24 protein-coding genes are annotated in these 22,943 nt (G+C 63.4%); 9 read left to right on the top strand and 15 right to left on the bottom strand.

What is annotated here, in order from left to right; all coding sequences use genetic code 11:
• Positions 1-3 precede the first annotated feature (3 nt).
• Genes ACUJ47_RS05900 through ACUJ47_RS05890 form a run of 3 tightly spaced genes read left to right on the top strand, consistent with a single transcriptional unit; the run spans position 4 to position 1,705 of the window.
• Positions 4-615, top strand: coding sequence for an ATPase (locus tag ACUJ47_RS05900; protein WP_445537489.1), 612 nt, complete (start codon positions 4-6; stop codon positions 613-615).
• Between the two features lie 26 nt (positions 616-641).
• On the top strand, positions 642-1,340 hold the full coding sequence (gene epsC, locus ACUJ47_RS05895) for a serine O-acetyltransferase EpsC (RefSeq protein WP_445537488.1): 699 nt from the start codon (positions 642-644) through the stop codon (positions 1,338-1,340).
• Positions 1,340-1,705, top strand: coding sequence for a DUF2794 domain-containing protein (locus ACUJ47_RS05890; protein ID WP_445537487.1), 366 nt, complete (start codon positions 1,340-1,342; stop codon positions 1,703-1,705). The genes epsC and ACUJ47_RS05890 overlap by 1 nt, the downstream gene beginning before the upstream one ends.
• A 63-nt stretch (positions 1,706-1,768) precedes the next feature.
• Here the strand turns inward: ACUJ47_RS05890 and ACUJ47_RS05885 are convergent, their stop codons facing one another.
• The 3 genes from ACUJ47_RS05885 to ACUJ47_RS05875 all read right to left on the bottom strand — a co-directional run bounded on the left by ACUJ47_RS05885 (position 1,769) and on the right by ACUJ47_RS05875 (position 4,675).
• Positions 1,769-2,842, bottom strand: a complete 1,074-nt coding sequence (locus ACUJ47_RS05885; RefSeq protein WP_445537486.1) for a hypothetical protein — start codon at positions 2,840-2,842, stop codon at positions 1,769-1,771.
• Positions 2,843-2,912: 70 nt separating this feature from the next.
• Positions 2,913-3,848, bottom strand: a complete 936-nt coding sequence (locus tag ACUJ47_RS05880; protein ID WP_445537485.1) for an SDR family NAD(P)-dependent oxidoreductase — start codon at positions 3,846-3,848, stop codon at positions 2,913-2,915.
• Between the two features lie 143 nt (positions 3,849-3,991).
• Positions 3,992-4,675, bottom strand: coding sequence for an HAD-IA family hydrolase (locus ACUJ47_RS05875; RefSeq protein ID WP_445537484.1), 684 nt, complete (start codon positions 4,673-4,675; stop codon positions 3,992-3,994).
• 59 nt (positions 4,676-4,734) lie between these two features.
• Here ACUJ47_RS05875 and glmU point away from each other — a divergent pair, with 59 nt between their 5' ends.
• Entirely contained in the window at positions 4,735-6,093 is a 1,359-nt protein-coding gene (glmU, locus tag ACUJ47_RS05870) for a bifunctional UDP-N-acetylglucosamine diphosphorylase/glucosamine-1-phosphate N-acetyltransferase GlmU (protein ID WP_445537483.1), read from the top strand.
• Positions 6,094-6,100: 7 nt separating this feature from the next.
• Positions 6,101-6,379 carry an HNH endonuclease gene (locus ACUJ47_RS05865; protein WP_445537482.1) on the top strand — a complete coding sequence of 93 codons (279 nt, stop codon included), beginning with the start codon at positions 6,101-6,103 and terminating at the stop codon, positions 6,377-6,379.
• Between the two features lie 33 nt (positions 6,380-6,412).
• Here ACUJ47_RS05865 and ACUJ47_RS05860 read toward each other — a convergent pair whose 3' ends face one another.
• The 8 genes from ACUJ47_RS05860 to ACUJ47_RS05825 all read right to left on the bottom strand — a co-directional run bounded on the left by ACUJ47_RS05860 (position 6,413) and on the right by ACUJ47_RS05825 (position 14,281).
• Positions 6,413-6,685 carry a DUF1153 domain-containing protein gene (locus ACUJ47_RS05860; protein WP_445537481.1) on the bottom strand — a complete coding sequence of 91 codons (273 nt, stop codon included), beginning with the start codon at positions 6,683-6,685 and terminating at the stop codon, positions 6,413-6,415.
• Between the two features lie 196 nt (positions 6,686-6,881).
• Complete coding sequence (locus tag ACUJ47_RS05855; RefSeq protein ID WP_445537480.1) at positions 6,882-8,987, bottom strand: prolyl oligopeptidase family serine peptidase; 2,106 nt, start codon at positions 8,985-8,987, stop codon at positions 6,882-6,884.
• 178 nt (positions 8,988-9,165) lie between these two features.
• On the bottom strand, positions 9,166-9,423 hold the full coding sequence (locus ACUJ47_RS05850; RefSeq protein ID WP_354144272.1) for an ATP synthase F1 subunit epsilon: 258 nt from the start codon (positions 9,421-9,423) through the stop codon (positions 9,166-9,168).
• A gap of 5 nt (positions 9,424-9,428) precedes the next feature.
• On the bottom strand, positions 9,429-10,886 hold the full coding sequence (gene atpD, locus ACUJ47_RS05845) for a F0F1 ATP synthase subunit beta (protein ID WP_445537479.1): 1,458 nt from the start codon (positions 10,884-10,886) through the stop codon (positions 9,429-9,431).
• Positions 10,887-10,921: 35 nt separating this feature from the next.
• A complete protein-coding gene (locus tag ACUJ47_RS05840; RefSeq protein ID WP_445537478.1) occupies positions 10,922-11,278 on the bottom strand; it encodes a hypothetical protein in 357 nt (118 codons plus the stop codon).
• Between the two features lie 15 nt (positions 11,279-11,293).
• The gene (locus tag ACUJ47_RS05835; protein ID WP_445537477.1) at positions 11,294-12,166 is read right to left on the bottom strand and encodes a F0F1 ATP synthase subunit gamma; all 873 of its coding nucleotides are present in this window, start codon (positions 12,164-12,166) and stop codon (positions 11,294-11,296) included.
• Positions 12,167-12,194: 28 nt separating this feature from the next.
• Complete coding sequence (atpA, locus tag ACUJ47_RS05830; protein WP_445537476.1) at positions 12,195-13,724, bottom strand: F0F1 ATP synthase subunit alpha; 1,530 nt, start codon at positions 13,722-13,724, stop codon at positions 12,195-12,197.
• A 2-nt stretch (positions 13,725-13,726) separates the two neighbouring features.
• The gene (locus ACUJ47_RS05825; RefSeq protein ID WP_445537475.1) at positions 13,727-14,281 is read right to left on the bottom strand and encodes a F0F1 ATP synthase subunit delta; all 555 of its coding nucleotides are present in this window, start codon (positions 14,279-14,281) and stop codon (positions 13,727-13,729) included.
• Between the two features lie 206 nt (positions 14,282-14,487).
• On the opposite strand from ACUJ47_RS05825, the gene ACUJ47_RS05820 reads away from it, so the two are divergent.
• Complete coding sequence (locus ACUJ47_RS05820; RefSeq protein ID WP_445537474.1) at positions 14,488-15,315, top strand: TauD/TfdA dioxygenase family protein; 828 nt, start codon at positions 14,488-14,490, stop codon at positions 15,313-15,315.
• A 17-nt stretch (positions 15,316-15,332) separates the two neighbouring features.
• On the opposite strand, the gene ACUJ47_RS05815 is transcribed toward ACUJ47_RS05820, so the two are convergent.
• Positions 15,333-16,907 (bottom strand): S1 family peptidase, encoded by a 1,575-nt coding sequence (locus tag ACUJ47_RS05815; protein WP_445537473.1) that lies wholly within the window; start codon positions 16,905-16,907, stop codon positions 15,333-15,335.
• Between the two features lie 101 nt (positions 16,908-17,008).
• Here ACUJ47_RS05815 and ACUJ47_RS05810 point away from each other — a divergent pair, with 101 nt between their 5' ends.
• Positions 17,009-17,476 (top strand): DUF1203 domain-containing protein, encoded by a 468-nt coding sequence (locus ACUJ47_RS05810; RefSeq protein ID WP_445537472.1) that lies wholly within the window; start codon positions 17,009-17,011, stop codon positions 17,474-17,476.
• Positions 17,476-18,495, top strand: coding sequence for a bifunctional transcriptional activator/DNA repair enzyme AdaA (locus ACUJ47_RS05805; RefSeq protein ID WP_445537471.1), 1,020 nt, complete (start codon positions 17,476-17,478; stop codon positions 18,493-18,495). Before ACUJ47_RS05810 ends, ACUJ47_RS05805 begins: the two co-directional genes overlap by 1 nt.
• A 67-nt stretch (positions 18,496-18,562) precedes the next feature.
• Here the strand turns inward: ACUJ47_RS05805 and ACUJ47_RS05800 are convergent, their stop codons facing one another.
• The 3 genes from ACUJ47_RS05800 to ACUJ47_RS05790 form a co-directional block, all read right to left on the bottom strand.
• Positions 18,563-19,192, bottom strand: a complete 630-nt coding sequence (locus tag ACUJ47_RS05800) for a glutathione S-transferase family protein (protein WP_445537470.1) — start codon at positions 19,190-19,192, stop codon at positions 18,563-18,565.
• Between the two features lie 98 nt (positions 19,193-19,290).
• Positions 19,291-21,456, bottom strand: coding sequence for a primosomal protein N' (locus ACUJ47_RS05795; protein ID WP_445537469.1), 2,166 nt, complete (start codon positions 21,454-21,456; stop codon positions 19,291-19,293).
• A 107-nt stretch (positions 21,457-21,563) separates the two neighbouring features.
• Positions 21,564-22,217 (bottom strand): DUF2490 domain-containing protein, encoded by a 654-nt coding sequence (locus tag ACUJ47_RS05790; RefSeq protein ID WP_445537468.1) that lies wholly within the window; start codon positions 22,215-22,217, stop codon positions 21,564-21,566.
• Positions 22,218-22,271: 54 nt separating this feature from the next.
• Here ACUJ47_RS05790 and fsa point away from each other — a divergent pair, with 54 nt between their 5' ends.
• Positions 22,272-22,928, top strand: coding sequence for a fructose-6-phosphate aldolase (fsa, locus tag ACUJ47_RS05785; RefSeq protein ID WP_445537467.1), 657 nt, complete (start codon positions 22,272-22,274; stop codon positions 22,926-22,928).
• Positions 22,929-22,943 lie beyond the last annotated feature (15 nt).

Here is a 22,943-nt window from a genome sequence, read left to right as displayed (position 1 = left end):
CGCATGCCTACGCAAATCGCGCTTCCATTGGCGCTTCCGGGCAGCGGTGAGGCTAGCCGGGTTGTGATCGGCAATGCCAATTCCGCTGCCTATGAGGCGCTCTCCAACCCCCAGGCATGGCCCTTTCGGACCGCAGCGCTCACCGGGCCGCCCCGTTCGGGCAAGTCGCTGCTGGGCAAATGGGCGGAGACGCAAGGCATCCATGTGATCGATGGGGCGGACAGCTGGGACGAAGCCGAATTGTTCCACCGCTGGAACCGCGCACAGGAGACTGGCGAGCCATTGCTGCTGATCTCGGATCGCCAGCCCTGGGAGATCGCCCTGCCTGACCTGCGTTCGCGTTTGGGCGGCTCGCTGCAGCTCGAAATCGGTGTGCCCGATGACGATATGGTCGCCCGGCTGATAGCGGCAATTGCCGAACAGCGCGGGCTGATGCTGGGCGAAGGCGCACTCGAATATCTCGTTCCGCGCGCTGAACGCAGCTTCGCGGAAATCGAGCATCTTGTGATCGCGATCGACCGGCTAAGCCTTGAACGCAAGGTGCCAGCCACCATGTCATTGTGGCGAGACGCATTGGACGCCACGCAGGGCCCGGAGCAGGCGCGCTTGCTTTGACCCGCGTTTGGTGGGAGAAAACACTTATGTTCGACCGGCTAAAAGCCTATCTGGACTCGGTCCGGGCACGCGATCCCGCTCCGCGCTCGCGCTGGGAAATCCTGTTGTATCCGGGCGTTTGGGCGCTGTTCTTCCACCGGATTGCGCATTGGCTGTTCGAAGCCAAGCTGTTCTTCCTCGCGCGGCTGGTGAACCATTTCTCGCGATTCCTTACCGCGATCGACATCCATCCGGGCGCCAGTATCGGCAGCAATTTCTTCATCGATCATGGCTTCACCGTGATCGGTGAGACCGCCGAGATCGGCAATAATGTGACGATCTACCAATGCGTCACGCTGGGCGGCACCAACCCCGCCAACGGCATAGCAGGAAAGCGCCACCCGACCATTTGCGACAATGTGATAATCGGCTCAGGGGCGCAGATCATCGGTCCGATTACAGTGGGCGAGCGGGCCCGCGTTGGCGCCAATGCGGTGGTAACCGATGATGTTCCGGAAGGTGCGACCATGATCGGGCTCAAGGCGCGCTCCACGCTCGTTCCCGCCGAAGAATGGATGCGCGAATTCATCCCCTATGGCACGCCTTGCGACGATCCGTGCGAACCCAGCCGCGATTGCATCGAAAAGCTCGAGGGCGAGATTGCCGATCTCAAGGCCGAGGTCGAGACGCTGAAGCGCCTCGCGATGCCGCGGGAACTGGCCAAGCGCAGCGGGACTGACGATTGATGAACTCGGGCATGCGCTCCGGGCTGCCAGGGTCCGTCGTCGCATTTCCGGGTCGTGTTCCCAACCAGGTCGGCTTCGAGCGCGAAGAGCTGCAGCGAATCCTCGATCTCTACGGGCGCATGGTCGCTGCAGGCGAATGGCGCGACTATGCGATGGATTTCACCCGCGACGTTGCTGTGTTCGCGGCCTTCCGCCGCACCGCCGAGCATCCGCAAGCCTGGATCGAGAAGCGTCCGGCGCTACGTTCGAAGCAGGGTATGTGGACGTTGTTCGGCGAGCATGGGCAAGTGCTCAAGCGCGGACATGAACTGGCGGGTGTATTGGCGCCGATGGAACGCCGGCTAGTCAAAGCAGTCGGCAGCTAAGCGCAATGAAAAGGGGCCCGCACACCAGTGCGAGCCCCTTTTATTTTTTGCGAATTCCCTTCGTCAGGCAGTCGCTGCATGCGGCAGACGCGCCTGGAGCCCTTCGGGTAGCGGCTGCACGATCGCGCGGCGGATCGGGGTCCAGAAAGCCGAGAGCGTCAGCAGCGCCGATCCGATCACCAGGGCGGTGAGCGCAACGTTGAGTTCGACCGCGCCGAAGCGATCGAACAGGAAGGTCAGGGCGGCGAGCACATAGGCCAGCGCCGAGACCAACAGCGCGCGGCGGTCGATTGCCAGCGCGATCATGCCGAGCGCGACATAGACCACGAGCACGCCCATTGCAGCGCCAAGGCCGATGTTGTTGCCGCCCGTCACGCCCAGCCAGTGGAACAGCGGATGCGCGATCATCGGCGCAGCGAGCAAGTGCAGCCAGAAGGCGACATCGCTGCGGCGCGTCTGGCGTTCGCGGTCGCTGGTGTCCCAACGCATGGCGAAGGCGAAGACGCACAGGCCAGCGATGAAGACCAGGGGGATGAAGATCGGCTCCGGACGGTCGATATTGTTCGGGCCGATGATCGTTACGATGAGCGCGATGGCAGTGACCGTCAATGCGCCTGCACCTGCAGCGACGGTGATCGGCACCATGAATCGCCGCCAGTGAATCCATGCTGCGCCTGCCGTGATCAGCGCGGAGCTCGCGATGAGCGACCCGCCGAGCACCTGATTGCCGTCGAAATTGTCCCCGCCGAGAGACATGAAGATCGTACCGAGCAGCATTTCGAATACGCCGCCAACAAAGGCGAGCAGCAGCACGATGCTTGGCAGCGCCATCCGGCGGATGCGGGTGAAATATTCGGCCATGCCCCATGCCGCGCCTGCAATCAGCAGGCCGGAGAAGGGCGGCGGTCCGTCTAGATTCGGAGTGAAGGACTGGCCGATCCCGGCCATCGCCACCAGCAGCAGCACCGCCGCGATGGTGACGAAGATGTCGTTGAAGCTGTTGATGAGGCGGAAATGCTCTTCGTCGGTGGCCGGCGCATCGCGCGTCAACTTCACCGACTCGCGCAGTGCGTCTGCGGCCTGGGCGCTGATCGCACCCGAAGCCACCGCCTGGCGCAGGTCGTCTTCAGTATACATGGGCAAACCTCTCCCTGTTAATGCAGGGAGAGGTACGCTTAGTGTGTTACTGTGTCAATACAGTGAGTGATTAGCCGCGCGCGCTGGAAGGCGCCGCGTCGGGGCCGAGCACTTTCTGCATTGCCTTCAGGATGTTGGCGCTCTGCTCGCTTCCGCTCTGCGGAGCGGTGAGGTTGGTGAAGGACGAGATCTTGTCCCAATTCGCTGCGAAGCCTTCCACGGTGCGGTCTTCATCCTTCAGCCACACCGCTTCGTTCATCACGGTCCAGGCGCTGTGGAAACCGCCTGCGCCAGCGCCGACGATGGCGTTGGTCGGCGCATCTTCGCTCACCAGGAACAGCGCCGCGGGGACGACGTTCACCGGATCGAACAGCTTGAAAGCCGCTTCGGGGAACAGGTCTTCGGTCATGCGCGTGCCGGCAACCGGCGAGAGCGTGTTGACCCTGATGTTATACTTCGCGCCTTCGAGCTGCAGCGTCTTGGTCAGGCCAGCGAGGCCAAGCTTGGCTGCGCCATAATTGGCCTGGCCGAAATTGCCGAACAGGCCGGTCGACGAAGCGGTCATGAGGATGCGGCCATAGGCCTGCTCGCGGAAGGTTTCCCAGCAAGCCTTGGTGACGAAGGCCGAACCGGTCAGGTGCACCTTGAGCACGAATTCGAAATCTTCCGGGGTCATCTTGGCGAAGGTCTTGTCGCGGAGCACGCCGGCATTGTTGATGAGGACATGCACGCCGCCCCACTTCTGCTTGGCGTCGGCAACCATCTTTTCCATCTGCTCGTATTCGGTGACCGAACCACCGTTGGAAACGGCTTCGCCGCCCATCTTCTCGATTTCCTCGACCACCTGCAGAGCCATGTCCGAATGGCCGGTGCCGTCGCGCGATCCGCCGAGGTCGTTGACCACGACCTTTGCGCCGCGCCGCGCGAGTTCGAGTGCGTATTCACGGCCGAGACCGCCGCCGGCGCCGGTGACGATCGCAACCTTGTCCTTGAAGTCGATGCTCATGGGGGTTCTCTCCTGCTTCAGGTCGGCCCAGCGGCCTTACGTTTGCGTAAATGTGACGTCCGGTTGGCAGGTTCGCGCCCGCCTTGCAACCGCACTTTGGTGAGGTCGCGATTCCGTAACGGCATTTGCCGTCGACAAGCGCCTCAAAGCCGCTCGAGCGCCGCGACCAGCTCGCCAAGCGAATCGATCACCGCGTCGCCGCCCAATTCGTGCGGTGCGGCGTCGCAATAACCGTATCCCGCCACCACCACCGGAACCCCGGCACCGCGCGCGGCGCGCACATCATACGAGCTGTCGCCGACAAAAGCGAATGCCTCGCCGCCGCAACGCTTGCGCGCTTCGATCACCGGATCGGGCGCCGGCTTGGCAAGGAAACTTCCGTCCGCGGCGCGGCCCATCGAATCGCCGCCGATCACGCTGACGAAATGCCGGTCGAGGCGCAGATCGCCGAGCACCTTGCGTGCAAAGGCCTCGAATTTGTTGGTGACGACCGCCATCTGCACGCCGCGCGCGGCAAGATCAGCCAGCACCTCTTCGGCATGCGGATAGGGGCGGGTGTGGACTGCGTTGTGCTCGGCATAGTAGTCCAGCATCGCCTTGTAGAGCGCACGGAAATCCTCTTCGGGCATGCCGCCCTGCGTCTCGACCGCGCGGGCTAGCATGATCTTGGCGCCGCCGCCGATCAGGTCTTTCGAACTTTCGACCGAGACGGGAGAGAACCCGCCCAGTTCGAGCGCATGGTTCACCGCGGCGCCCAGATCGCGGAAAGTATCGAGCAAAGTGCCGTCGAGGTCGAAGCCTATGCCGCGGAAAGGAAAATCAGCCATGCACCATGCGGTGGCCGATGGTTCTTCAAACCGCAAGCGTTTGGTGCCATGAAGCGCGCATGAGTGATTTCGCCGCTATCGTCCTTGCCGCGGGCAAGGGCACCCGCATGAAGAGCGACCTGCACAAGGTGCTGCACCCGATCGCCGGGCGCGCCTTGCTCGACCATCTGCTTGCTTCGGTGGCGGAGCTTGAGCCCGCGCGCACCGTAGTGGTCGTGGGAGACAAGGCGGAGCAGATTGAGGCGGCAGTGCAGGGCCGTGCCGATTGCTGCCTGCAGGAGCCGCAGCTGGGCACCGGCCATGCGGTCCAGCAGGCCGAAGCCGCGCTTGCCGGGTTCGACGGTGATGTGCTGATTCTCTATGGCGACGTGCCTTTCGTGCGGCCTGAGACAATGCGGCGGATGCTTGACAGGCTGCATGAAGCCGATGCGCCGCCTTGCGTGGTGCTGGCGTTCCGTGCGGCCGACCCCGGCGCCTATGGCAGGGTGATCAGCGAGGATGGCCGGACCATCGCCAAGATGGTCGAATTCAACGATGCGACTGCTGCCGAACGTGCGATCGACCTGTGCAATTCGGGCATGATGGCGGTGCGGGCGCAGGATCTATTTGCCTTGCTGCGCCGCATCGGGAACGACAATGCCGCAGGCGAATATTACCTGCCCGATATCGTGATGACCGCGCTGGGTGACGGCAGGGTAAGCGCCTGGGTTGAGGCCGACGAGGCCGAAGTGCAGGGCATCAACAGCCGCGCCGAACTCGCTCGGGCAGAGGCGCAATGGCAGGCCGCGCGCCGCGCCGAGGTGATGGCAGACGGGGCGACGCTGGTCGCGCCCGAGACCGTATTCTTCGCTTTCGACACGCGGCTGGGGCGCGACGTGACGGTTGAACCCAATGTCGTGTTCGGCCCCGGTGTCAGCGTGGCCGATGGCGCCACGATCCATGCCTTCAGCCATCTGGTCGGCGCGACTATTGGGGCCGACTGCTCGGTCGGCCCCTTCGCGCGGCTGCGGCCCGGCGCGGTGATGGAGAAGGGCAGCAAGGTCGGCAATTTCGTCGAGATGAAGAAGGCAGTGCTGGGCGAGGGAGCCAAGGCCAGCCACCTGACCTATCTGGGCGATGCGATCGTGGGCGAACATGCCAATATCGGCGCAGGAACCATCACCTGCAATTACGACGGCTATTTCAAATACAAGACCGAAATCGGCCCACGTGCCTTCATCGGATCGAACAGCGCCCTGATCGCGCCGGTCAAGATCGGCGCAGACGCGATTGTCGCGGCGGGCAGCGCCGTCAGCCGCGATGTCGGCGACGGGGATTTGCGCATGGTGCGCGGCGAGCAGATCGTCAAACCCGGCTGGGCCGACCGCTTTCACGATGCGATGAAGAAGAAAAAGGCCGCGGCGAAAGACAAGGGCTGACCCGCCAATGGATGGCGATGAAGCGCTCACCTGCTGGCTGTGCACCCGCCCGATCGAAACGCTGCTGCAATGGCATCATCCTGTGCCGAAGGCGAAGAAGGGTCGGGGGACGGTCCCAGTTCACCCGATCTGCCACAAGGCGATCCATACGCACTTCACCAATTCCCAGCTGGCGCGGATTGGCGATGATCGCGCCTTAATCCTTGCGCATGTCGACATTGCCAAATTCGTCAGCTGGGTCAGTTCCAAGCCGCCCGACTTTCACGCACCGACCAGGACAAGGTAGGCGAAAGCGGGCGGCTGTTCTGGCAGGCCCGGGTCAGGCCTCTTCGAGCTTGTGACGCACCGCTTCGGGCGGCTGCCTGGGCTGCACTTCATTGCGATGGCGCCGATCGACCAGGTCTTCCCATTCGCGGAATTCGCTGTGGCTGAGCAAATAGCGCTCGCGCGCTTCAGCAAAACTTATCACCTGCTTACGCACTGCCCGCACGACTTCGGCCTTGCGGGCTGCGGACCAGTAGATCCGATGTGTCTTGGGCAGGGCGGCGCGCTTGATTGCGTCGGCTACGGTCTCGTTCGGGGCATAGGGCATGGTTCATCTCCTGACAGGCCCCCATTGCCTGTAATCATTCGGTTTCGAGGCTTAATTCCGGGTAATCGCTTGTGCTTAGGGCGCGATTCATCATGCGGGCTGTGCCAGCCGCGCGATGAAGCGTTCATGCTCCTCGCCGCAAACGAAAAGGGCGACCCTTGCGGGCCGCCCTTGCCGATTTTGCGAAAGACTGCGCTCAGTCCTTCGTGCGGTCGTCCATCAGCCTTTCCATCAGGTAGATGAACTGCAGTGCCTGGAGTTGCGCTCGCTGCTCATTGTCGACGCCGCCCGAGTGACCACCGGTCATTTCCTCATAGTAGTAATAAGGCTGGCCTAGCGCCTTCAATTTGGCGGCACCCTTGCGCGCATGCGCGGGATGGGTGCGGTCATCGGCGGTAGAGGCCCAGAGGAAGGGCGAGGGGTAGTCCACCCCTTCGACGATCTTCTGGTAGGGCGAGTATCCCTCGATCCAGGCGCGCTGTTCGGGAATGCGCGGATCGCCATATTCGCCGATCCACGATGCCCCGCGGCCGATCAGGTGGTAACGTAGCATGTCGAACAGCGGGATCTGGACGATCGCGGCGCCGAACAGATCGGGCCGCTGGGTGAAGGCAGTGCCCACCAGCAACCCGCCTTGCGAGCCGCCCTGGATGCCGAGATGCTGCGGCGAAGTGAAGCCGCGTTTCACCAGGTCTTCACCCACGGCGATGAAGTCGTCCCAGGTGCGCTGCTTGTTCTCGCGGATCGCGGTCTGATGCCAGTTCGGCCCGAACTCGCCGCCGCCGCGCATGTTGGCGAGCACATAGGCGCCGCCCTTTTCGAGCCACAGCTTGCCGGTCGTGCCTAGGTAGGCGGGCAGGCGCGGCACCTGGAAGCCGCCGTAACCGGTCAGCAGCGTCGCGGTCGTCCCATCCACCTTCATGCCCTTGGGCTTGACGATGAAATAGGGGATTTTCGTTCCGTCCTTGCTGGTCGCAGAGAACTGTTCGACATCCATCCCCGCCGGGTCGAAATAGAGCGGCGAGGTCTTGATCGCCTCGGGCGTTCCGCCGTCCGAATAATAAAGCGTGGTCGGATTGAGGAAGTCCGTGACCGTGAACATGATCTGGTCGGTCTCGTTCGACGAGGTCGCGATGCCGAGCGTCGCATTGTCGGGCAGCGCAACCGGCGTCTGGTGCCAGGCACCGTCTGCGAAGTCGAACCGCACAACCTTGCCCACGACATTGTCGAGCATGGTCACGAACAGCGAATTGCCGGTGATCGACCCGCCCTGCTTGGTCTGGCGTTCGCCGGGCGCCCAGACGAGCGTCTTCTTCGCGCCGTTGGGGTTGGCCTTCCATTCCTCAAGGTCGACCGAGATCAGGCTGTCGGCAGGGAAAGTCTGGCCGTCCACGGCCCAGTCCACATCGGTCGAATAGAGCAGGTGTCCATCGACAATGCCGTAAGGCGAGGCCTTGAGCGGGATATCCAGCCGCAGCCACTCGCCATCCTTCTGCACGTAATATTCGGTTTCGTGGAAGCTCACCGCGCGGAAGGCTGTGTAGGCGTGGATCGTGCCCTTGTTGTCGCGCAGCAGGCTGGCGCCCGCCCACACGTCCTTGGGCGAGCCGCGAAAGATTTCCTGAGCATCGTCGAGCGACTGGCCGCGCTTCCAGATGCGCGAGGTGTAGGGATATTCGCTCTCGGTTTTGAGCGTATCGTCGAAATTGCGCGTTACGAGCAGCGTGTCCTTGTCGATCCACTGCATGTTGCCCTGGCTTTCGGGCAATTCGAAGCCGCCTTCGACGAAGCTCTTCGTCGCCATATCGAATTCGCGCATCACGGTGGCGTCTTTGCCGCCATCCGAAAGCGAGATCATGCAATGGCGCTGCTCGGGCGGCAGGCAGGTCGAACCCTGGTATACCCATTCGTGCCCTTCGGCCTTGGCCAGTGCGTCGACGTCGAGCACCACTTCCCACTCGGGCGCATCGCTGCGGTAGCTTTCCAGCGTGGTTTTGCGGACAAGGCCGCGCGGGTTCGCCTTGTCCTGCCAGAAATTGTAGAGCCCGTCGGGACGGATCGACACGAAGGGAACGCGATCCTCGCTGTCGAGGATGGTCAGCGCCTCGGCCTTGAGCTGCTCGAAGCGGGGATCGGCGGTGAGCAAGCCCAGCGTACGCTCATTCTCGGCCTTGACCCACTCGAGCGCCTTTTCGCCGCGAGCTTCTTCCAGCCAGATATGCGGATCCTGCTCGGGTCCGGGAACGCCGGTGTCGGCGGCCTGATTATCTGCGAAAGCGGGGTTTACGGTACCAATGGTCATGACTGCGGCCAGCGCCAGTTTCGAAACAAGGTTCAAATGTCCTCTCCGGATATTTGTGAAGGCGAACCCGGGACCGGATTCTCAATGGGGCAACCCTAATCGGATCGTCCTGTTCCGCAAATGAAAAGGGCGACCTTTTCAGGCCGCCCTTTGCAATTTCAATATGTCGCCGGAACGATCAGGCTTCGACGTGCTCGGCAAGCACCGTCAGGCCGGCATCGCCCACTTCGGCAAAGCCGCCACGGACCTGGATGGTCTCGGGGCTTGCGCCTTCGGTCTTGTAGACCTGCACGGCGCCGTCGCGAATGGTCGACATGAAGGGCGCATGGCCCTCAAGCACGCCGAACTCGCCTTCCGAACCGGGGACGACCACCATGTAGACGTCCTCGCTGCGGACCAGCTTTTCCGGCGTTACGAGTTCGAAGTGCAGTGCCATCGGTCTCAGGCGTCCTCAGCCAGCTTCTTGGCCTTGGCCACCGCATCCTCGATGCCGCCAACCATGTAGAAGGCTGCTTCGGGCAGGTGGTCGTATTCGCCCTCGACCACCGCCTTGAACGACTTGATGGTGTCTTCGAGCTGCACGAACTTGCCGGGGATGTTGGTGAACACTTCGGCGACGTGGAACGGCTGCGACAGGAAGCGCTGGATCTTGCGCGCGCGGGCGACGGTCAGCTTATCTTCTTCCGACAGTTCGTCCATGCCGAGAATGGCGATGATGTCCTGCAGGCTCTTGTACTTCTGCAGCGTTTCCTGGACCTTGCGAGCGGTTTCGTAGTGCTCTGTGCCGACAACGCGCGGTTCGAGAACGCGGCTGGTCGAGTCGAGCGGGTCAACCGCCGGGTAGATGCCCAGTTCCGAAATCGCGCGGCTCAGAGTGGTGGTTGCGTCCAAGTGGGCAAACGAGGTTGCCGGCGCAGGGTCGGTCAAGTCGTCGGCCGGAACGTAAATTGCCTGCACCGAGGTGATCGAGCCCTTGGTGGTCGAGGTGATGCGTTCCTGAAGGTTGCCCATGTCGGTCGACAGGGTCGGCTGGTAGCCCACGGCCGAAGGAATACGGCCAAGCAGAGCCGACACTTCCGAACCCGCCTGCGTGAAGCGGAAGATGTTGTCGACGAAGAAGAGCACGTCCTGGCCTTCCTGGTCGCGGAAGTATTCCGCCATGGTCAGGCCCGAAAGAGCCACGCGAGCGCGGGCGCCCGGGGGTTCGTTCATCTGGCCGAACACGAGCGCCACCTTCGAACCTTCGCTGGTGGCATTACCATCGGCGTCCTTGGCGATAACGCCGGCGTCGAGGAATTCGTGGTAGAGGTCGTTACCTTCGCGGGTACGTTCACCCACGCCGGCGAACACGGACACGCCGCCGTGGCCCTTGGCGATGTTGTTGATCAGTTCCTGGATCAGCACGGTCTTGCCCACGCCGGCGCCGCCGAACAGGCCGATCTTGCCGCCCTTCGCGTAAGGCGCGAGCAGGTCGATCACCTTGATGCCGGTGACGAGAATGGCGGCTTCGGTCGACTGGTCGATGAAGGCAGGGGCTTCAGCGTGGATCGGCGCGCGCTGATCGGCACCAATCGGGCCGCGCTCGTCGATCGGCTCGCCGACCACGTTCATGATGCGGCCAAGCGTCTTGGGGCCGACCGGCACCGAGATTTGCGCGCCGGTGTTGATCACTTCCTGGCCACGGGTGAGGCCTTCGGTGGCGTCCATGGCGATGGTGCGCACGGTGTTTTCACCGAGGTGCTGGGCAACTTCGAGGACGAGGGTGTTGTCGCCGTTCTTGGTTTCCAGCGCGGTGAGGATCGCCGGCAGTTCGTTAGGGAACTGAACGTCGACGACAGCGCCGATGACCTGGCTGATCGTGCCATTGGTGGTCTGGTTCAATGCGGGTGCGGTGGCCATTTCTATGTCCTGCTCTGAGAATTCTTGGCGTTGTGTCAGGCGCCCTGGGCGCAAACGGTTTCGGGTTCGGCGACAGTCCATTCGCCGTCTCCGGGGGTCAGTGTGGCCGAGTGGCGCAGATATTCATCCTTGCCGAGGCCATACTGGCAAATCACGTCTTCCGATCCGAAGCCTGCGCGCTTGCAAGCCGAGGTGCTAACGGTCTTGGCTGCGGGGCATGCCTTGGCGAAAGTCTCCGCGAACACTGCAGCGTCGGGCGCGGGCAGAGCGGGCTCTTCCGGCACTGCCACGGCAGTTTCGGTCGGGGTCGGCTGCGGCGCAGGCGCTGCCTCTTCACCGCAAGCGGCGAGAGCGAAGGCTGGCAGGAGTGCGATGAGGGCGAGTTTCTTCACTGGGCTTTCCCTAACTTACAGCGCTTCCGCACCGGCGATGATTTCGATCAGCTCGGTGGTAATCGCGGCCTGGCGGCTGCGGTTGTACTGGATCGTGAGCTTGTTGATCAGGTCGCCCGCATTGCGCGTGGCGTTGTCCATTGCGGTCATCGAAGCGCCCTGTTCGGAAGCTTCGCGTTCGAGCAACGAGCCGAACAGCTGCGTCTTGACGTAGCGCGGCAGCAACTCCTCGAGGATTTCCTCTTCGCCCGGCTCATACTCGACCACGGCATCGCCGCCCGCAGTTTCCTCGGGCGAGGGAACCGGGATCAGCTGGACCGTCGTCGGGTCCTGCGCCAGCGCGCTCTTGAAGGTCGGGTAGACGAGGTGAGCCACGTCGAACTTGCCTTCTTCGAACATGGTGATCAGCTCGTTCGCAATGGCGTCGGCTTCGTCGAAACCCGGCGTCCTGACGTTTGCCGTGTCAAAAAGCTTGGCGATGCGCTGTCCAAAGTCGCGCTTGATCGGCGCGCGGCCTTTCTTGCCGACGAGGTAGAACTGCACATCCTTGCCTGCACCGATCAGCCTGTTGGCCTGCGAGCGGGCTTCCTTGATGATATTCGAGTTCAAACCACCGCACAGGCCCTTGTCGGTGTTGACCACCACCAGCAGATGGCGCTGGTCGCTTCCGGTGCCGGCGAGCAGCTTGGGTGCGCTGTCGCTCTTGCCGACCTTGGCAGCGAGCGAAGCCATCACCGAAGCCAGGCGCTCGGCATAGGGGCGTGCGGCTTCGGCAGCCGACTGCGCACGGCGCAGCTTGGCCGCTGCGACCATCTGTTTGGCCTTGGTGATCTTCTGGGTCGACTTGACCGAGTTGATCCGACCCTTGAGTTCCTTCAGCGAGGCCATATCGGCTCCCTATTCGTCTCTCTCAGGCTCAGGCGAACTGCTTGGCGAATGCGTCGAGTGCGGTGACGACCTTGGCCTTCACATCGTCCTCGAATTTGCCGGTGTCGCGGATTTCCGCGAGCACGGCAGCATGCTCGGCGCGCATGAACGCCAGCATCTGCTCTTCATAGGCAGTGACGCGGTCGACCGCGACGCTGTCGAGATAGCCATTGGTGCCGGCGAAGATCGACACGACCTGTTCTTCGACCGGCATCGGCGAGAACTGGGCCTGCTTCAGCAGTTCGGTCAGGCGTGCACCGCGGTTGAGCAGCTTCTGCGTCGCGGCATCGAGGTCCGAGCCGAACTGCGCGAAGGCAGCCATTTCACGATACTGTGCAAGCTCGAGCTTGATCGAGCCGGCGACCTTCTTCATCGCCTTGGTCTGCGCGGCACCGCCGACGCGGCTGACCGACAGGCCGACGTTGATGGCCGGGCGGATGCCCTGGTAGAACAGGCCGGTTTCGAGGAAGATCTGGCCGTCGGTGATCGAGATCACGTTGGTCGGAATATAGGCCGACACGTCGCCTGCCTGGGTTTCGATGATCGGCAGCGCGGTCAGCGAGCCGCCACCCTGGCTGTCGTTCATCTTGGCCGCACGCTCAAGCAGGCGGCTGTGGAGGTAGAACACGTCACCCGGGTAAGCTTCGCGGCCCGGCGGGCGGCGGAGCAGCAGCGACATCTGGCGATAGGCGACGGCCTGCTTCGAAAGGTCGTCATACACGATCACGGCGTGCATGCCGTTGTCGCGGAAGAATTCGCCCATCGCGCAGCCGGTGTAGGGCGCGAGATACTGCAGCGGAGCGGGCTCCGAAGCGGTCGCGGCGACAACGATGGAATATTCCATCGCGCCGTTTTCTTCGAGCTGGCGCACGATCTGCGCCACAGTCGAGCGCTTCTGGCCGACGGCGACATAGATGCAGTAGAGCTTCTTCGATTCGTCGCCCGACTTGTTGATGTCCTTCTGGTTGATGAAGGTGTCGATCGCGACGGCGGTCTTGCCGGTCTGGCGGTCGCCGATAATCAGTTCGCGCTGGCCGCGGCCGACGGGAACGAGAGCGTCGATCGCCTTGAGGCCCGACTGCACCGGTTCGCTGACCGACTGGCGCGGGATGATGCCCGGAGCCTTCACTTCAACGCGGCGGCGCTCTGCCCCTTCGATCGGGCCCTTGCCGTCGATCGGGTTGCCCAGCGCGTCGACCACGCGGCCCAGCAGGCCCTTGCCCACCGGCACGTCCACGATGGTGCCGGTGCGTTTTACGCTGTCGCCTTCCTTGATCTCGGCGTCCGAGCCGAAAATCACGACGCCGACATTGTCGGCTTCGAGGTTGAGCGCCATGCCCTGGATGCCATTGGCGAACTCGACCATTTCACCGGCCTGGACCTTGTCGAGGCCGTGGATGCGGGCGATACCGTCACCCACCGAAAGAACGGAGCCGACTTCGCTCACTTCGGCTTCGGTACCGAAATTGGCGATCTGGTCCTTGATGACCTTGGAGATTTCTGCGGCGCGGATTTCCATTTTCAGCCTTTCATCGCGTTAGCGAGGGAATTCAGACGGGTGCGGATCGAGCCGTCGATGCGCTGCGATCCGATGGTGACGACGAGGCCGCCCAGGAGATCCGGGTCGACGCTCGACTTGAGCTTTACTGTACGGCCCTGGCGGGCGGTCAGCTTGTCCTTGAGCGCGTTGAGCTGCTCTTCGGTGAGCGGGTGCGCGCTGGCGACTTCTGCGGTGACTTCGCCGCGCTGCGCTGCAGCGATCGTCTGGAAGGCGCGGATCATGTCGCCAACGGCCGAAAGGCGGCGGTTGGCGGCGAGCACGCCGAGGAAGTTCCCCGTCAGGGTGCCAAGCCCGAGAAGCGCGGCAACAGCGGCGATCGCTTCGCTCTGCGCCTTGCGGCTCAATTCGGGATTGGTGGTGACTTCGCGCAGCTCGGCCGATTCGGCCAGCGCGGCGCCAAGCGTTTCGAGGTCCGATTCGACCGCAGTCACGGCCCCCTGTTCGGCTGCGAGCTCGAACAGAGCGGAAGCATAACGCCCAGCAAGGCTAGCCTGTATACCGGCGGAAATATCCACGCGTTGAAGGTCCTCTTGGATCCGGAAGATAACGTTGCACAGCCTTGACCGTTCCGGGCACGTAAGGGGGCACCCCGGCAAAGCTGGCGCGCGCCTAGCATCGAGGATGCTGCGATGCAACCCGAATGGAAGCGATTCTATGGACTCGTTTGCCTCAAGGCGTAAGATAGCCCTCGAAGGCCCATGGAATGGCCAGGGAGAGGAACATGAAGCTGACGCCGATGTCCCCGAATTGCGGGGTCGAGATTTCGGGAGTTTCGCTGGCCAACTGCAGCGATGCGGAAATGAGCGAGATCAAGCAGGCGATTTACGAACACGGGGTCGCAATGTTCCGCGGGCAGGACTTCTCGCCCGAAGATCACATTGCCTTTGCCAAAAGGTGGGGCGGAATTGATATCAACAACTACTTCCCGCTGCAGGACAAATATCCCGAAATCGCGATCGTACGTAAGAAGCCGGACCAGGTGACCAATATCGGGGGCGCCTGGCACACCGACCATTCATACGACCAGATTCCCGCTATGGGCTCGATCCTGGTGGCAAGGGAGCTGCCGCCCAAGGGTGGAGACACGCTGTTCGCGCATATGGGCGCGGCCTATGATTCGTTGCCTGACGAGCTCAAGGCCGAGATCGAAGGTCTCGAAGCCTTCCACACGGCCGATCACGTATATCAGGAAGGCGGCATCTACGCGCAGACCGACATGGGTGGCGAACTTCGCGGGCAGGACCTCAAGACCGGCGCAGTCCATCCAGTGGTGATCCGCCATCCGCACACCGGACGCAAGCTGCTCTATGTAAATAGCGCCTTCACGATCAATTTCGTCGGCAAGTCGCGCGAAGAGAGCCTGCCTTTGCTCCAGAAACTGCTCGCGGCAGCGGTGCGCGACGACAATCAGTGCCGGGTCGAATGGGAGCCGGGCACGGTGGCGATCTGGGACAACCGCACCACATGGCATAACGCCCTCAACGATTACCAAGGGTACTACCGCGAGATGCATCGCATCACGCTGAGCGGGGAAGCGCTCGCGGCGTAGTTTATTGGCCGACTAGCTTACTGTTCGCCGCCACCTGCGGCAGCCGCGCGCGAGGTCGACGGCGCACAGCTATATACAAGGCGCTCGTTCGGCTGGGGCGGCAGCATCGAAATCACCGCCTGCTGTTGTTCGCCCAGAACCTTGGCTGCGTCGGTGGTGTGGCATTGCGGCGGGGCATAGCCGTCGCGCGCGGCGCGAGCCTCAGCCATCGCATTGCGACCGAGCAAGTAGCGTTCGCTCAGGAAGGTTCGCGTTTCCGGATCATAGCGGTTGACCGAAACCGCATCCTCGTCGTCGGGGATCAGCACGCGGGTCCATTCGCCGCTGTTGAGGCCGTATTGCGTTCGCGTGTTGACGCAGCCGTCGGCGGCCCAGTCGAATTCGACATCGTCCGTACGCGCGCCAGTCACGCGGCTGCGCTCGGGAACCAGCGTGCACAGCATGGTGCCTTCGCGCGCCTCGGACGAAGGTTCGGGAGGCGCTTCGCCAGTCGCGGCTTTCATCGCATCCTCCACGCGCCGGTCGATCTCGTCGATCCCCGGGCGCATGACCCACAGCGCTACTGCCGCGAAGAAGGTGGCAATCGCAATGGCTCCCGCCGCAGTCACACGGCGCTCCATGCCTTCCTGTCCGCGCGCCTGCACGGCCACATAACCTGCCGCGATGGCCATGAGCAGCAGGATCAGTGCCAGCGCCATCGCGTTCTCGCGCTCGCCCTGGACTTCAAGCTGCGCTTCGAGCTGGGCACGGTCGCGCCGGTCGTTCAGCTCGGCTTCGCGTGCTGCAAGCCGGTCGCGCGCTTCCGCCCGCTGCTGTTCGATGCGGGTGCGCTCGGCTTGTTCGAGATCGTCTAGGCTACGGCAAGGCAGCGCATTGATGCTCGCTTCCACCTCATTGCTGCGCAGGAAGGGCAGCAGTTCGCGGGTCGACACGGCGAAGTAAAACTCGGCATCGGAACCGTCCGAATCCGCGCCGAAACTGTTCACGCCTACGACCCGACCGCAACCGTCGAGCAGCGGGCCGCCCGAATTGCCGCGCGCGATCGGCGCCGTGTGGAGGATCGTGTCGAACTGGCGCGAAGGGCGCGCGCCGGACAGGAACCCGCGGCTCTTCACCGGCGGTTGCGCGCGGAAGATGTCGCCAATTTCAAGCCCCTGCGCCTGGTCGACATTCATCGGATAACCGACCGCCGAGACTTCACCCATGTCGCCCAGAGTGCTGCCCGAAATCGTAAGGGGGGGCAGCCGCAAGCTGCCGTCGATGATCTCGATCAGCGCCAGATCATTGCGCGGGTTGACCGAAACCGCGCGGGCATAGGCGGCATCGGCGCCTTCCGAGGGCACTACGCCGATCCTCAGCGTGTCGTCATGCAGCGCCTCGCGGATCACATGCGCGTTGGTGACGATCTGCGTTGGGGTAACGGCAAAGCCCGATCCGTGGCTCACCGGGAACACTTCTCGACCGTCAGTGCCGATAATCACCACACGCACCACTCCGCGCGCCGCCGCGTCGATATCGGCGGGGTCTGCGCCTGCCGGTTGCGGCATGGCCAGCGCAAGGAAGAGTGCGAAAAGCGTGAGAATGCGGCCCATGGCCACGCTGTTTGGCCCGCATTTGCTTTGACCGCAAGCTTCGGGATGTGACGGGCGATGATCGCAGGTAAGCCGGGCGTCACACCAGACGGAGAACAGGAATGGCCTACATCATCGAAGGGTTGAGCCCGCAGCAGTTCGAACGTTTCATCGGCATGCCCGATGGCGAACTGGCTGCATATAATGCCCTGCGGTACACAGTGACAAACAAGCCGGGCTTTCCCTGCCGCATTACGCTGGAAGATGCAGATCCCGGCGAAACGGCGATCCTGATCAACCACTACAGCCGCGACGAGGACACGCCCTTTCGCGCCAGCCACGCCATATTCGTGCGCGAAACCGCTGTGGCACCCGCTCGCTTCGAGGACGAGATTCCGCCGGTGCTCCGCACCCGCGCGCTGTCCTTGCGCGGCTTCGATGCGGCGGGCATGATGGCCGATGCCATGACGACTGAGCCGGGCGGGGCCGAGGAAGGGCTGCTGAAGCTGTTCGAAGACCCACGCATCGTTGAAGTCGACGCGCACAATGTGGCACGCGGCTGTTTCCTGGCTCGTGCGAGGAGGGCGTGATGCTCGACGATAGTAAAGCATGGGACGCCGTGAAACGGCGCGACCGGTCGTTCGACGGGCGCTTCGTTACCGGCGTGCTCACTACCGGCATTTATTGTCGGCCGTCATGCGCGGCGCGTCACCCCGATCGCAAGAATGTGCGCTTCTTCGCCAGCGGCGCGCAGGCGCTTGCGGCGGGTCTCCGGCCATGCAAGCGCTGTCGGCCCGACGAAGTGGGGCGCGACGAAGCGGCCGTGCTGGCGGCGATCGAAGCGATCAAGCTGGGTGAGGCGGAACGGCTTGACGAGCTGGCCGCGATCACCGGTTACAGCCCTGCGCATTTCCAGCGCGTGTTCAAGCGCGCGACTGGCCTGTCGCCTGCTGCCTATTCGCGCGCGCTCCGCGAAGAGCGGGCGCGCGATGCGCTGGGGCAGGCCGAAAGGGTGACCGACGCGATCTACGATGCCGGTTACGAAGCGCCGAGCCGCTTCTACGAAGGAATGAAAGGCAAGATGGGCATGACCCCCAGCGACTGGAAGAATGGCGGTGCGGGCCGGGTGATCCACTGGAGTGTGATCGACACCACGGTCGCGCCGATGCTGGTCGCGGCGACCGAAAAGGGCGTGTGCTGCCTCAGCTTCAACGAAGGCGAAGAGGAATTGCGCGCGCGCTTCCCGAAGGCCGATCTTGTCCGCGGCGGAGAGGAGTTCCGTGCGCTGTTCGAACGGGTCACGCAGGCGGTCGAGCAACCCGGTACTGGCGCCGATATCCCGCTCGACGTGAAAGGCACCGCGTTCCAGCAGCGCGTGTGGCAGGAACTGCTCCGCATCCCCGCGGGGGAAACCCGCAGCTATGGCGAGCTTGCTGCTGCGCTGGGCAATCCCAAGGCGAGCCGGGCTGTGGGCGGCGCAAACGGTGCGAACAACATAGCAGTGCTGATCCCGTGCCACCGCGTGATCCAGTCGGACGGGACGCTGGGCGGCTATGCCTATGGCCTGAAGATCAAGGAAGAGCTCCTCAGCCGGGAAAAGGCCGGTTGACTCCAGCAGTTTTCTTCGGACTCGCCTATGCGATCTTCCACTTGGTAGGGATCGGCCGACTCTTTGCCTAGTCGAGCTTGGGCGGCATTCCCGGTTCGGCCTTTGCCATGGCGCGCTGGTAGGCGGGGCGTTCGCCGATCCGCTTCAGATAGGCCTTGAGGTTGGGCATGTGATCGATGCTCATCCCGCTCATCGCGCGGCTGGTGGTGAGCTGGAAGCCCATCATGATGTCAGCGGTGGAAAGCTCTCCTCCGCCGAAATAGTCCGCTTCTCCCAGCCGCTGTTCGACGATCGCCCAGCCCTTCTCGATCCGGTCGGCCACGAACGGCGGCGGCGCAGAGCCGAGGAACTGGCAGACGAGGCCCATCATGCCATTGGTCATGAAAGTGGCGTTGGCCCAGTGGTAGTAGAACAGGTGATCGGCGAAATCGGGATGGTCCTTCGCGGGGACGAGCCCCCGATCGCCATATTTGGCGATGATCCAGTCGATGATCGCGCCGCTTTCGCCCAGCACGAAACCGTCATCGGTGATCACCGGGGCAATGCCCATCGGGTGCAGCGCCTTGTATTCGTCGGGCGCCAGCCGATTGTCCTCGCGCCGGTTATAGAGCTTGAGTTCGTAATCGATGCCCAATTCCTCGCATAGCCAGACGATGCGTTCGGACTGCGACAGGCGCAGGTGATGGACGGTCAGCATGTTCTGGCTCTCCCTGTTTCGGCCGCGCTGCGGGCAGGAAGCGATCCTCGCCTTGGGGAGCCACGCTGTCGAGTGATATTTGTGCGAAGACTGCCCGGTTAAACGAAGCTGTAGGGGTCGATGTCGATCCCGACGCGCACACCGGGTGCGAAGCTGTGTCCACCGAGCCAGTCGTTCAGGATCGCCTGCAATTGCGCATTGCGCCGCGCATTGACGAGAAAGCGATAGCGATAGCGACCGCGCAACAAAGCCAGCGGGGCGGGGGCCGGGCCGAGGATCATCAGCCCGTCGTGCTGCGGGCGGGTTGCGCCCAGCCGGTTCGCGGCTTCGCGGGCTTCGGCGTCGTCCTCGCTTGAGATAATGATTGCCGCCCAGCGGCCGAAGGGCGGTGCGCCCGCATGGCGGCGCGCTTCAGTTTCGGCCTCGTAGAAGGAGTCGCGATTGCCTTCCGCCAGCGCCGCGATCACCGCCGCGCCGGGATGGCGGGTCTGGATCAGCACTTCGCCCGATTTTGCGCCGCGTCCCGCGCGCCCGGCCACTTGCGCCACCTGCTGGTAAGTCCGCTCGGCCGCGCGCAGGTCTCCGCCTTCGAGGCCGAGGTCCGCGTCGATCACGCCCACCAGTGTGAGCTCGGGAAAATGGAAACCCTTTGTGACGAGCTGCGTGCCGATGATGATGTCGATCGCGCCGCTTTCCGCCGCTTCGATGAATTCCGCAGCGCGCTCAGGCGAATTGAGCGTGTCGGAAGTTGCCACGGCGACCCGCGCTTCGGGGAACAGCTGCTCGACTTCGTCGGCGATCCGCTCGACCCCCGGCCCGCAGGCGACAAGGCAATCGGGTTCGCCGCATTCGGGGCAGGTTGCGGGCGGCTGCTCCTCATGCCCGCAGTGATGGCAGGCGAGCCGCGCAGAAAGGCGATGCTCGACCAGCCATGCGCTGCAATTGGGGCATTTGAAGCGGAAGCCGCAATTGCGACACAGGGTCAGCGGGGCATAGCCACGCCGGTTGAGGAACAGCAGCGATTGCTCGCCCTTCGCCAACCGGTCTTCGATCGCGGCGATCAGCCGGGGAGCAAGCCAGTGCCCGCGTTCCGGCGGCTCCTCTGTCAGGTCGATCGTGTCGATATGCGGCAGCTCGGCCCCGCCGAAACGGCTGGGCAGTTCGAGCCGTTTGTAGGTGCCACTTTCGGCCATGTGCAGGCTTTCGAGCGCCGGGGTCGCGCTTGCCAGCACGACCGGGAAGCCCTCGAAATGCGCGCGCATCACGGCAACATCGCGCGCGTTGTAGCGCACGCCGTCATCCTGCTTGAAGCTCACCTCATGCGCTTCGTCGACCACGATCAGGCCGAGGTCGCGATAGGGCAGGAACAGCGCTGAGCGCGCGCCGACCACGACTTGCGCCGTCCCTTCGCTGATTGCACGCCATGCGCGCCGCCGCTCGGTCGATTTGAGCGAGGAATGCCACTGCACGGGGGCGGAACCGAAGCGCTGCTCGAACCGCTTGAGGAAGTTCTCGGTAAGCGCGATTTCGGGCAGCAGCACCAGCACCTGGCGGCCCATCCGCACCGCTTCCGCCATCGGCTCGAAATAGGTCTCGGTCTTGCCCGATCCGGTGACCCCGTCGAGCAGGAAGGGCGCGAAAGCCCGCGCCCGCACTGCAGCGACAAGTTCGTCCGCCACTTCGCGCTGCTCGGGCGAGAGCTCAGGCACGTCGAAATCGGGATCGGCGGGCGCGAAGGGGCGGTCGATCGAAACCGTCACCGGCTCGATCACGCCTTGATTGGCCAGCCCGCGCAGCACGCCTTCGGAAACGCCCGCTATGCCCGCGAGTTCGCGAATGGTCGCCTGCTCGCCTTCGAGCGCGGCAATCGCCAGTTCACGCTGCAGGGTCATTCGCTCGGGCATCCCGCCCGACAGGCGATATTCGGTCATAGTGGCCGGGCCGTTCAATGCACCGCCGCTCGATATGACCATTCGCGCCACCGAGCTCATCGGCGCGCAATAGTAATCGGCAGTCCACTCGATCAGCCGCCGCAAGGGCGCCGCAAGCGGCGGCACCGGCAGCACTTCGATGATCGGGCGCAACTTTGCCGCGGGCACTTCATCGCCGGGCAGCCGATCCGCTTCCCACACGATCCCGGTGATCTGGCGCGGTCCCAGCGGAGCCACGACCACCGATCCGGGCTCGACGCGCATGCCATCGGGCACGCGATAGTCGAGCACGCTGAGCGCGCTGTTGAAGACGAGGAGGCGAATGCGGTTCATCGGAGCTGCACATATGGGCCGAGAGGCGTGCGTGCCACAAGGACGAGGGTCAGGGATATTAACGCCTCGATCGCGACTCCTCCAACCCGGATGGGCGGCACGCGCGCTCAGTATCGATAGATCATGCCCACTTGCGGGGCATGGGCAATCTGGTTTTCACGGTCGCTATTCGGGGTGAGGATCATCATATAGCCAAGCGTGCCATCCCAATGATCCGACAGTTTTCGTTGGACCTGCGCAGCCACCCGCCAGCTGTCGACCCTGGCATCCTCACCGGGCGTTTCGGACTGGAGCAGGTACAGCAGTTCGCCCGATAGCAACAGCTTGTCCTTCGGGTCGAGCTTGAGCGAGGCCTGCACCCGTTCGCGCAGCCGCAATTGCGGGCGCGCAGCATCGGGCTTGTAGGCCTCTTCCAGCTGCGTGCGGAACGAGAGGGCATCGAAAGTCAGCAATACCTGCTGGTGTGTGCGCCACTGGTGGCTCGACGGGGTCTGGACATAGGTCAGCCCGCCGCCGAGAGTAAGCACAGGGTCGAGCTTCCAGTCGATCGATCCTCTCAAGACCTGCGCGTCGCCGCCATGGCTTTCGTCGCGAAAACGCTGGAAAGCGAGCGCAGAGAAAGTCACGTCGTCCGTGACCGGAGCGGTCGCTCCCCCGAAGATCCAGAATTGCGCGCTTTCATCCGCTGCAGAGGCAGGCGCTGCGGCCAGCGCTGCGGCGAGAATCGGGATTGTCGCGCCGAAGCGGGTGGTCGATGGCATCGCGATCCATTAGGGCAGGTCGAAACATTCGCCTACAAGGATTCGGAACGAGCCATGAAATTCTTTGCCGACACTGCCGAGATCGACGACATCCGCGAACTGGCCGCCACCGGCCTGCTCGACGGGGTAACGACCAACCCCTCGCTGATCGCCAAGTCGGGCCGCGACTTCATGGAAGTAACGAAGGAAATCTGCGCCATCGTCGACGGGCCGGTATCGGCCGAAGTGGTCGCGCTTGATCACGAAACCATGATGAAAGAGGCCGAAATCCTGCGCAAGCTGGCGGACAATGTCTGCATCAAGGTGCCGCTGACGATCGACGGGCTCAAGACCTGCAAGGCGCTGACGGTTGACGGCACCATGGTCAATGTCACCCTGTGCTTCAGCGCCAACCAGGCGCTGCTCGCGGCAAAGGCGGGCGCGACTTTCGTTTCGCCCTTCGTCGGCCGGCATGACGACAATGGCTTCGACGGGATGGAGCTGATCAGCGACATTCGCCTGATCTATGACAATTACGATTTCGAAACCGAAATCCTCGTCGCTTCGGTGCGCCATGTCACCCATGTGCTCGAAAGTGCCCGGATCGGCGCCGACGTGATGACCGCGCCGCCCGCTGTGATCAAGGCGCTGTTCAAGCATGTCCTGACAGATAAGGGGATTGAAGGCTTCCTTGCCGATTGGGCAAAGACGGGGCAGTCGATCATCCGTTAAACTGCAAGAAGCACG

The organism is Altererythrobacter sp. Z27 (genome assembly GCF_052683155.1).
This window is presented reverse-complemented; position numbering and strand designations above follow the sequence as displayed.

Excerpts from the sequence above, each read along its gene's own strand:
- ACUJ47_RS05900 (WP_445537489.1), top strand. The coding sequence starts at position 4 with ATGCCTACGCAAATCGCGCTTCCATTGGCGCTTCCGGGCAGCGGTGAG.
- epsC (WP_445537488.1), top strand. The coding sequence starts at position 642 with ATGTTCGACCGGCTAAAAGCCTATCTGGACTCGGTCCGGGCACGCGAT.
- ACUJ47_RS05890 (WP_445537487.1), top strand. The coding sequence starts at position 1,340 with ATGAACTCGGGCATGCGCTCCGGGCTGCCAGGGTCCGTCGTCGCATTT.
- ACUJ47_RS05885 (WP_445537486.1), bottom strand. The coding sequence starts at position 2,842 with ATGTATACTGAAGACGACCTGCGCCAGGCGGTGGCTTCGGGTGCGATC.
- ACUJ47_RS05880 (WP_445537485.1), bottom strand. The coding sequence starts at position 3,848 with ATGAGCATCGACTTCAAGGACAAGGTTGCGATCGTCACCGGCGCCGGC.
- ACUJ47_RS05875 (WP_445537484.1), bottom strand. The coding sequence starts at position 4,675 with ATGGCTGATTTTCCTTTCCGCGGCATAGGCTTCGACCTCGACGGCACT.
- glmU (WP_445537483.1), top strand. The coding sequence starts at position 4,735 with ATGAGTGATTTCGCCGCTATCGTCCTTGCCGCGGGCAAGGGCACCCGC.
- ACUJ47_RS05865 (WP_445537482.1), top strand. The coding sequence starts at position 6,101 with ATGGATGGCGATGAAGCGCTCACCTGCTGGCTGTGCACCCGCCCGATC.
- ACUJ47_RS05860 (WP_445537481.1), bottom strand. The coding sequence starts at position 6,685 with ATGCCCTATGCCCCGAACGAGACCGTAGCCGACGCAATCAAGCGCGCC.
- ACUJ47_RS05855 (WP_445537480.1), bottom strand. The coding sequence starts at position 8,987 with ATGACCATTGGTACCGTAAACCCCGCTTTCGCAGATAATCAGGCCGCC.
- ACUJ47_RS05850 (WP_354144272.1), bottom strand. The coding sequence starts at position 9,423 with ATGGCACTGCACTTCGAACTCGTAACGCCGGAAAAGCTGGTCCGCAGC.
- atpD (WP_445537479.1), bottom strand. The coding sequence starts at position 10,886 with ATGGCCACCGCACCCGCATTGAACCAGACCACCAATGGCACGATCAGC.
- ACUJ47_RS05835 (WP_445537477.1), bottom strand. The coding sequence starts at position 12,166 with ATGGCCTCGCTGAAGGAACTCAAGGGTCGGATCAACTCGGTCAAGTCG.
- atpA (WP_445537476.1), bottom strand. The coding sequence starts at position 13,724 with ATGGAAATCCGCGCCGCAGAAATCTCCAAGGTCATCAAGGACCAGATC.
- ACUJ47_RS05820 (WP_445537474.1), top strand. The coding sequence starts at position 14,488 with ATGAAGCTGACGCCGATGTCCCCGAATTGCGGGGTCGAGATTTCGGGA.
- ACUJ47_RS05815 (WP_445537473.1), bottom strand. The coding sequence starts at position 16,907 with ATGGGCCGCATTCTCACGCTTTTCGCACTCTTCCTTGCGCTGGCCATG.
- ACUJ47_RS05810 (WP_445537472.1), top strand. The coding sequence starts at position 17,009 with ATGGCCTACATCATCGAAGGGTTGAGCCCGCAGCAGTTCGAACGTTTC.
- ACUJ47_RS05805 (WP_445537471.1), top strand. The coding sequence starts at position 17,476 with ATGCTCGACGATAGTAAAGCATGGGACGCCGTGAAACGGCGCGACCGG.
- ACUJ47_RS05800 (WP_445537470.1), bottom strand. The coding sequence starts at position 19,192 with ATGCTGACCGTCCATCACCTGCGCCTGTCGCAGTCCGAACGCATCGTC.
- ACUJ47_RS05795 (WP_445537469.1), bottom strand. The coding sequence starts at position 21,456 with ATGAACCGCATTCGCCTCCTCGTCTTCAACAGCGCGCTCAGCGTGCTC.
- ACUJ47_RS05790 (WP_445537468.1), bottom strand. The coding sequence starts at position 22,217 with ATGCCATCGACCACCCGCTTCGGCGCGACAATCCCGATTCTCGCCGCA.
- fsa (WP_445537467.1), top strand. The coding sequence starts at position 22,272 with ATGAAATTCTTTGCCGACACTGCCGAGATCGACGACATCCGCGAACTG.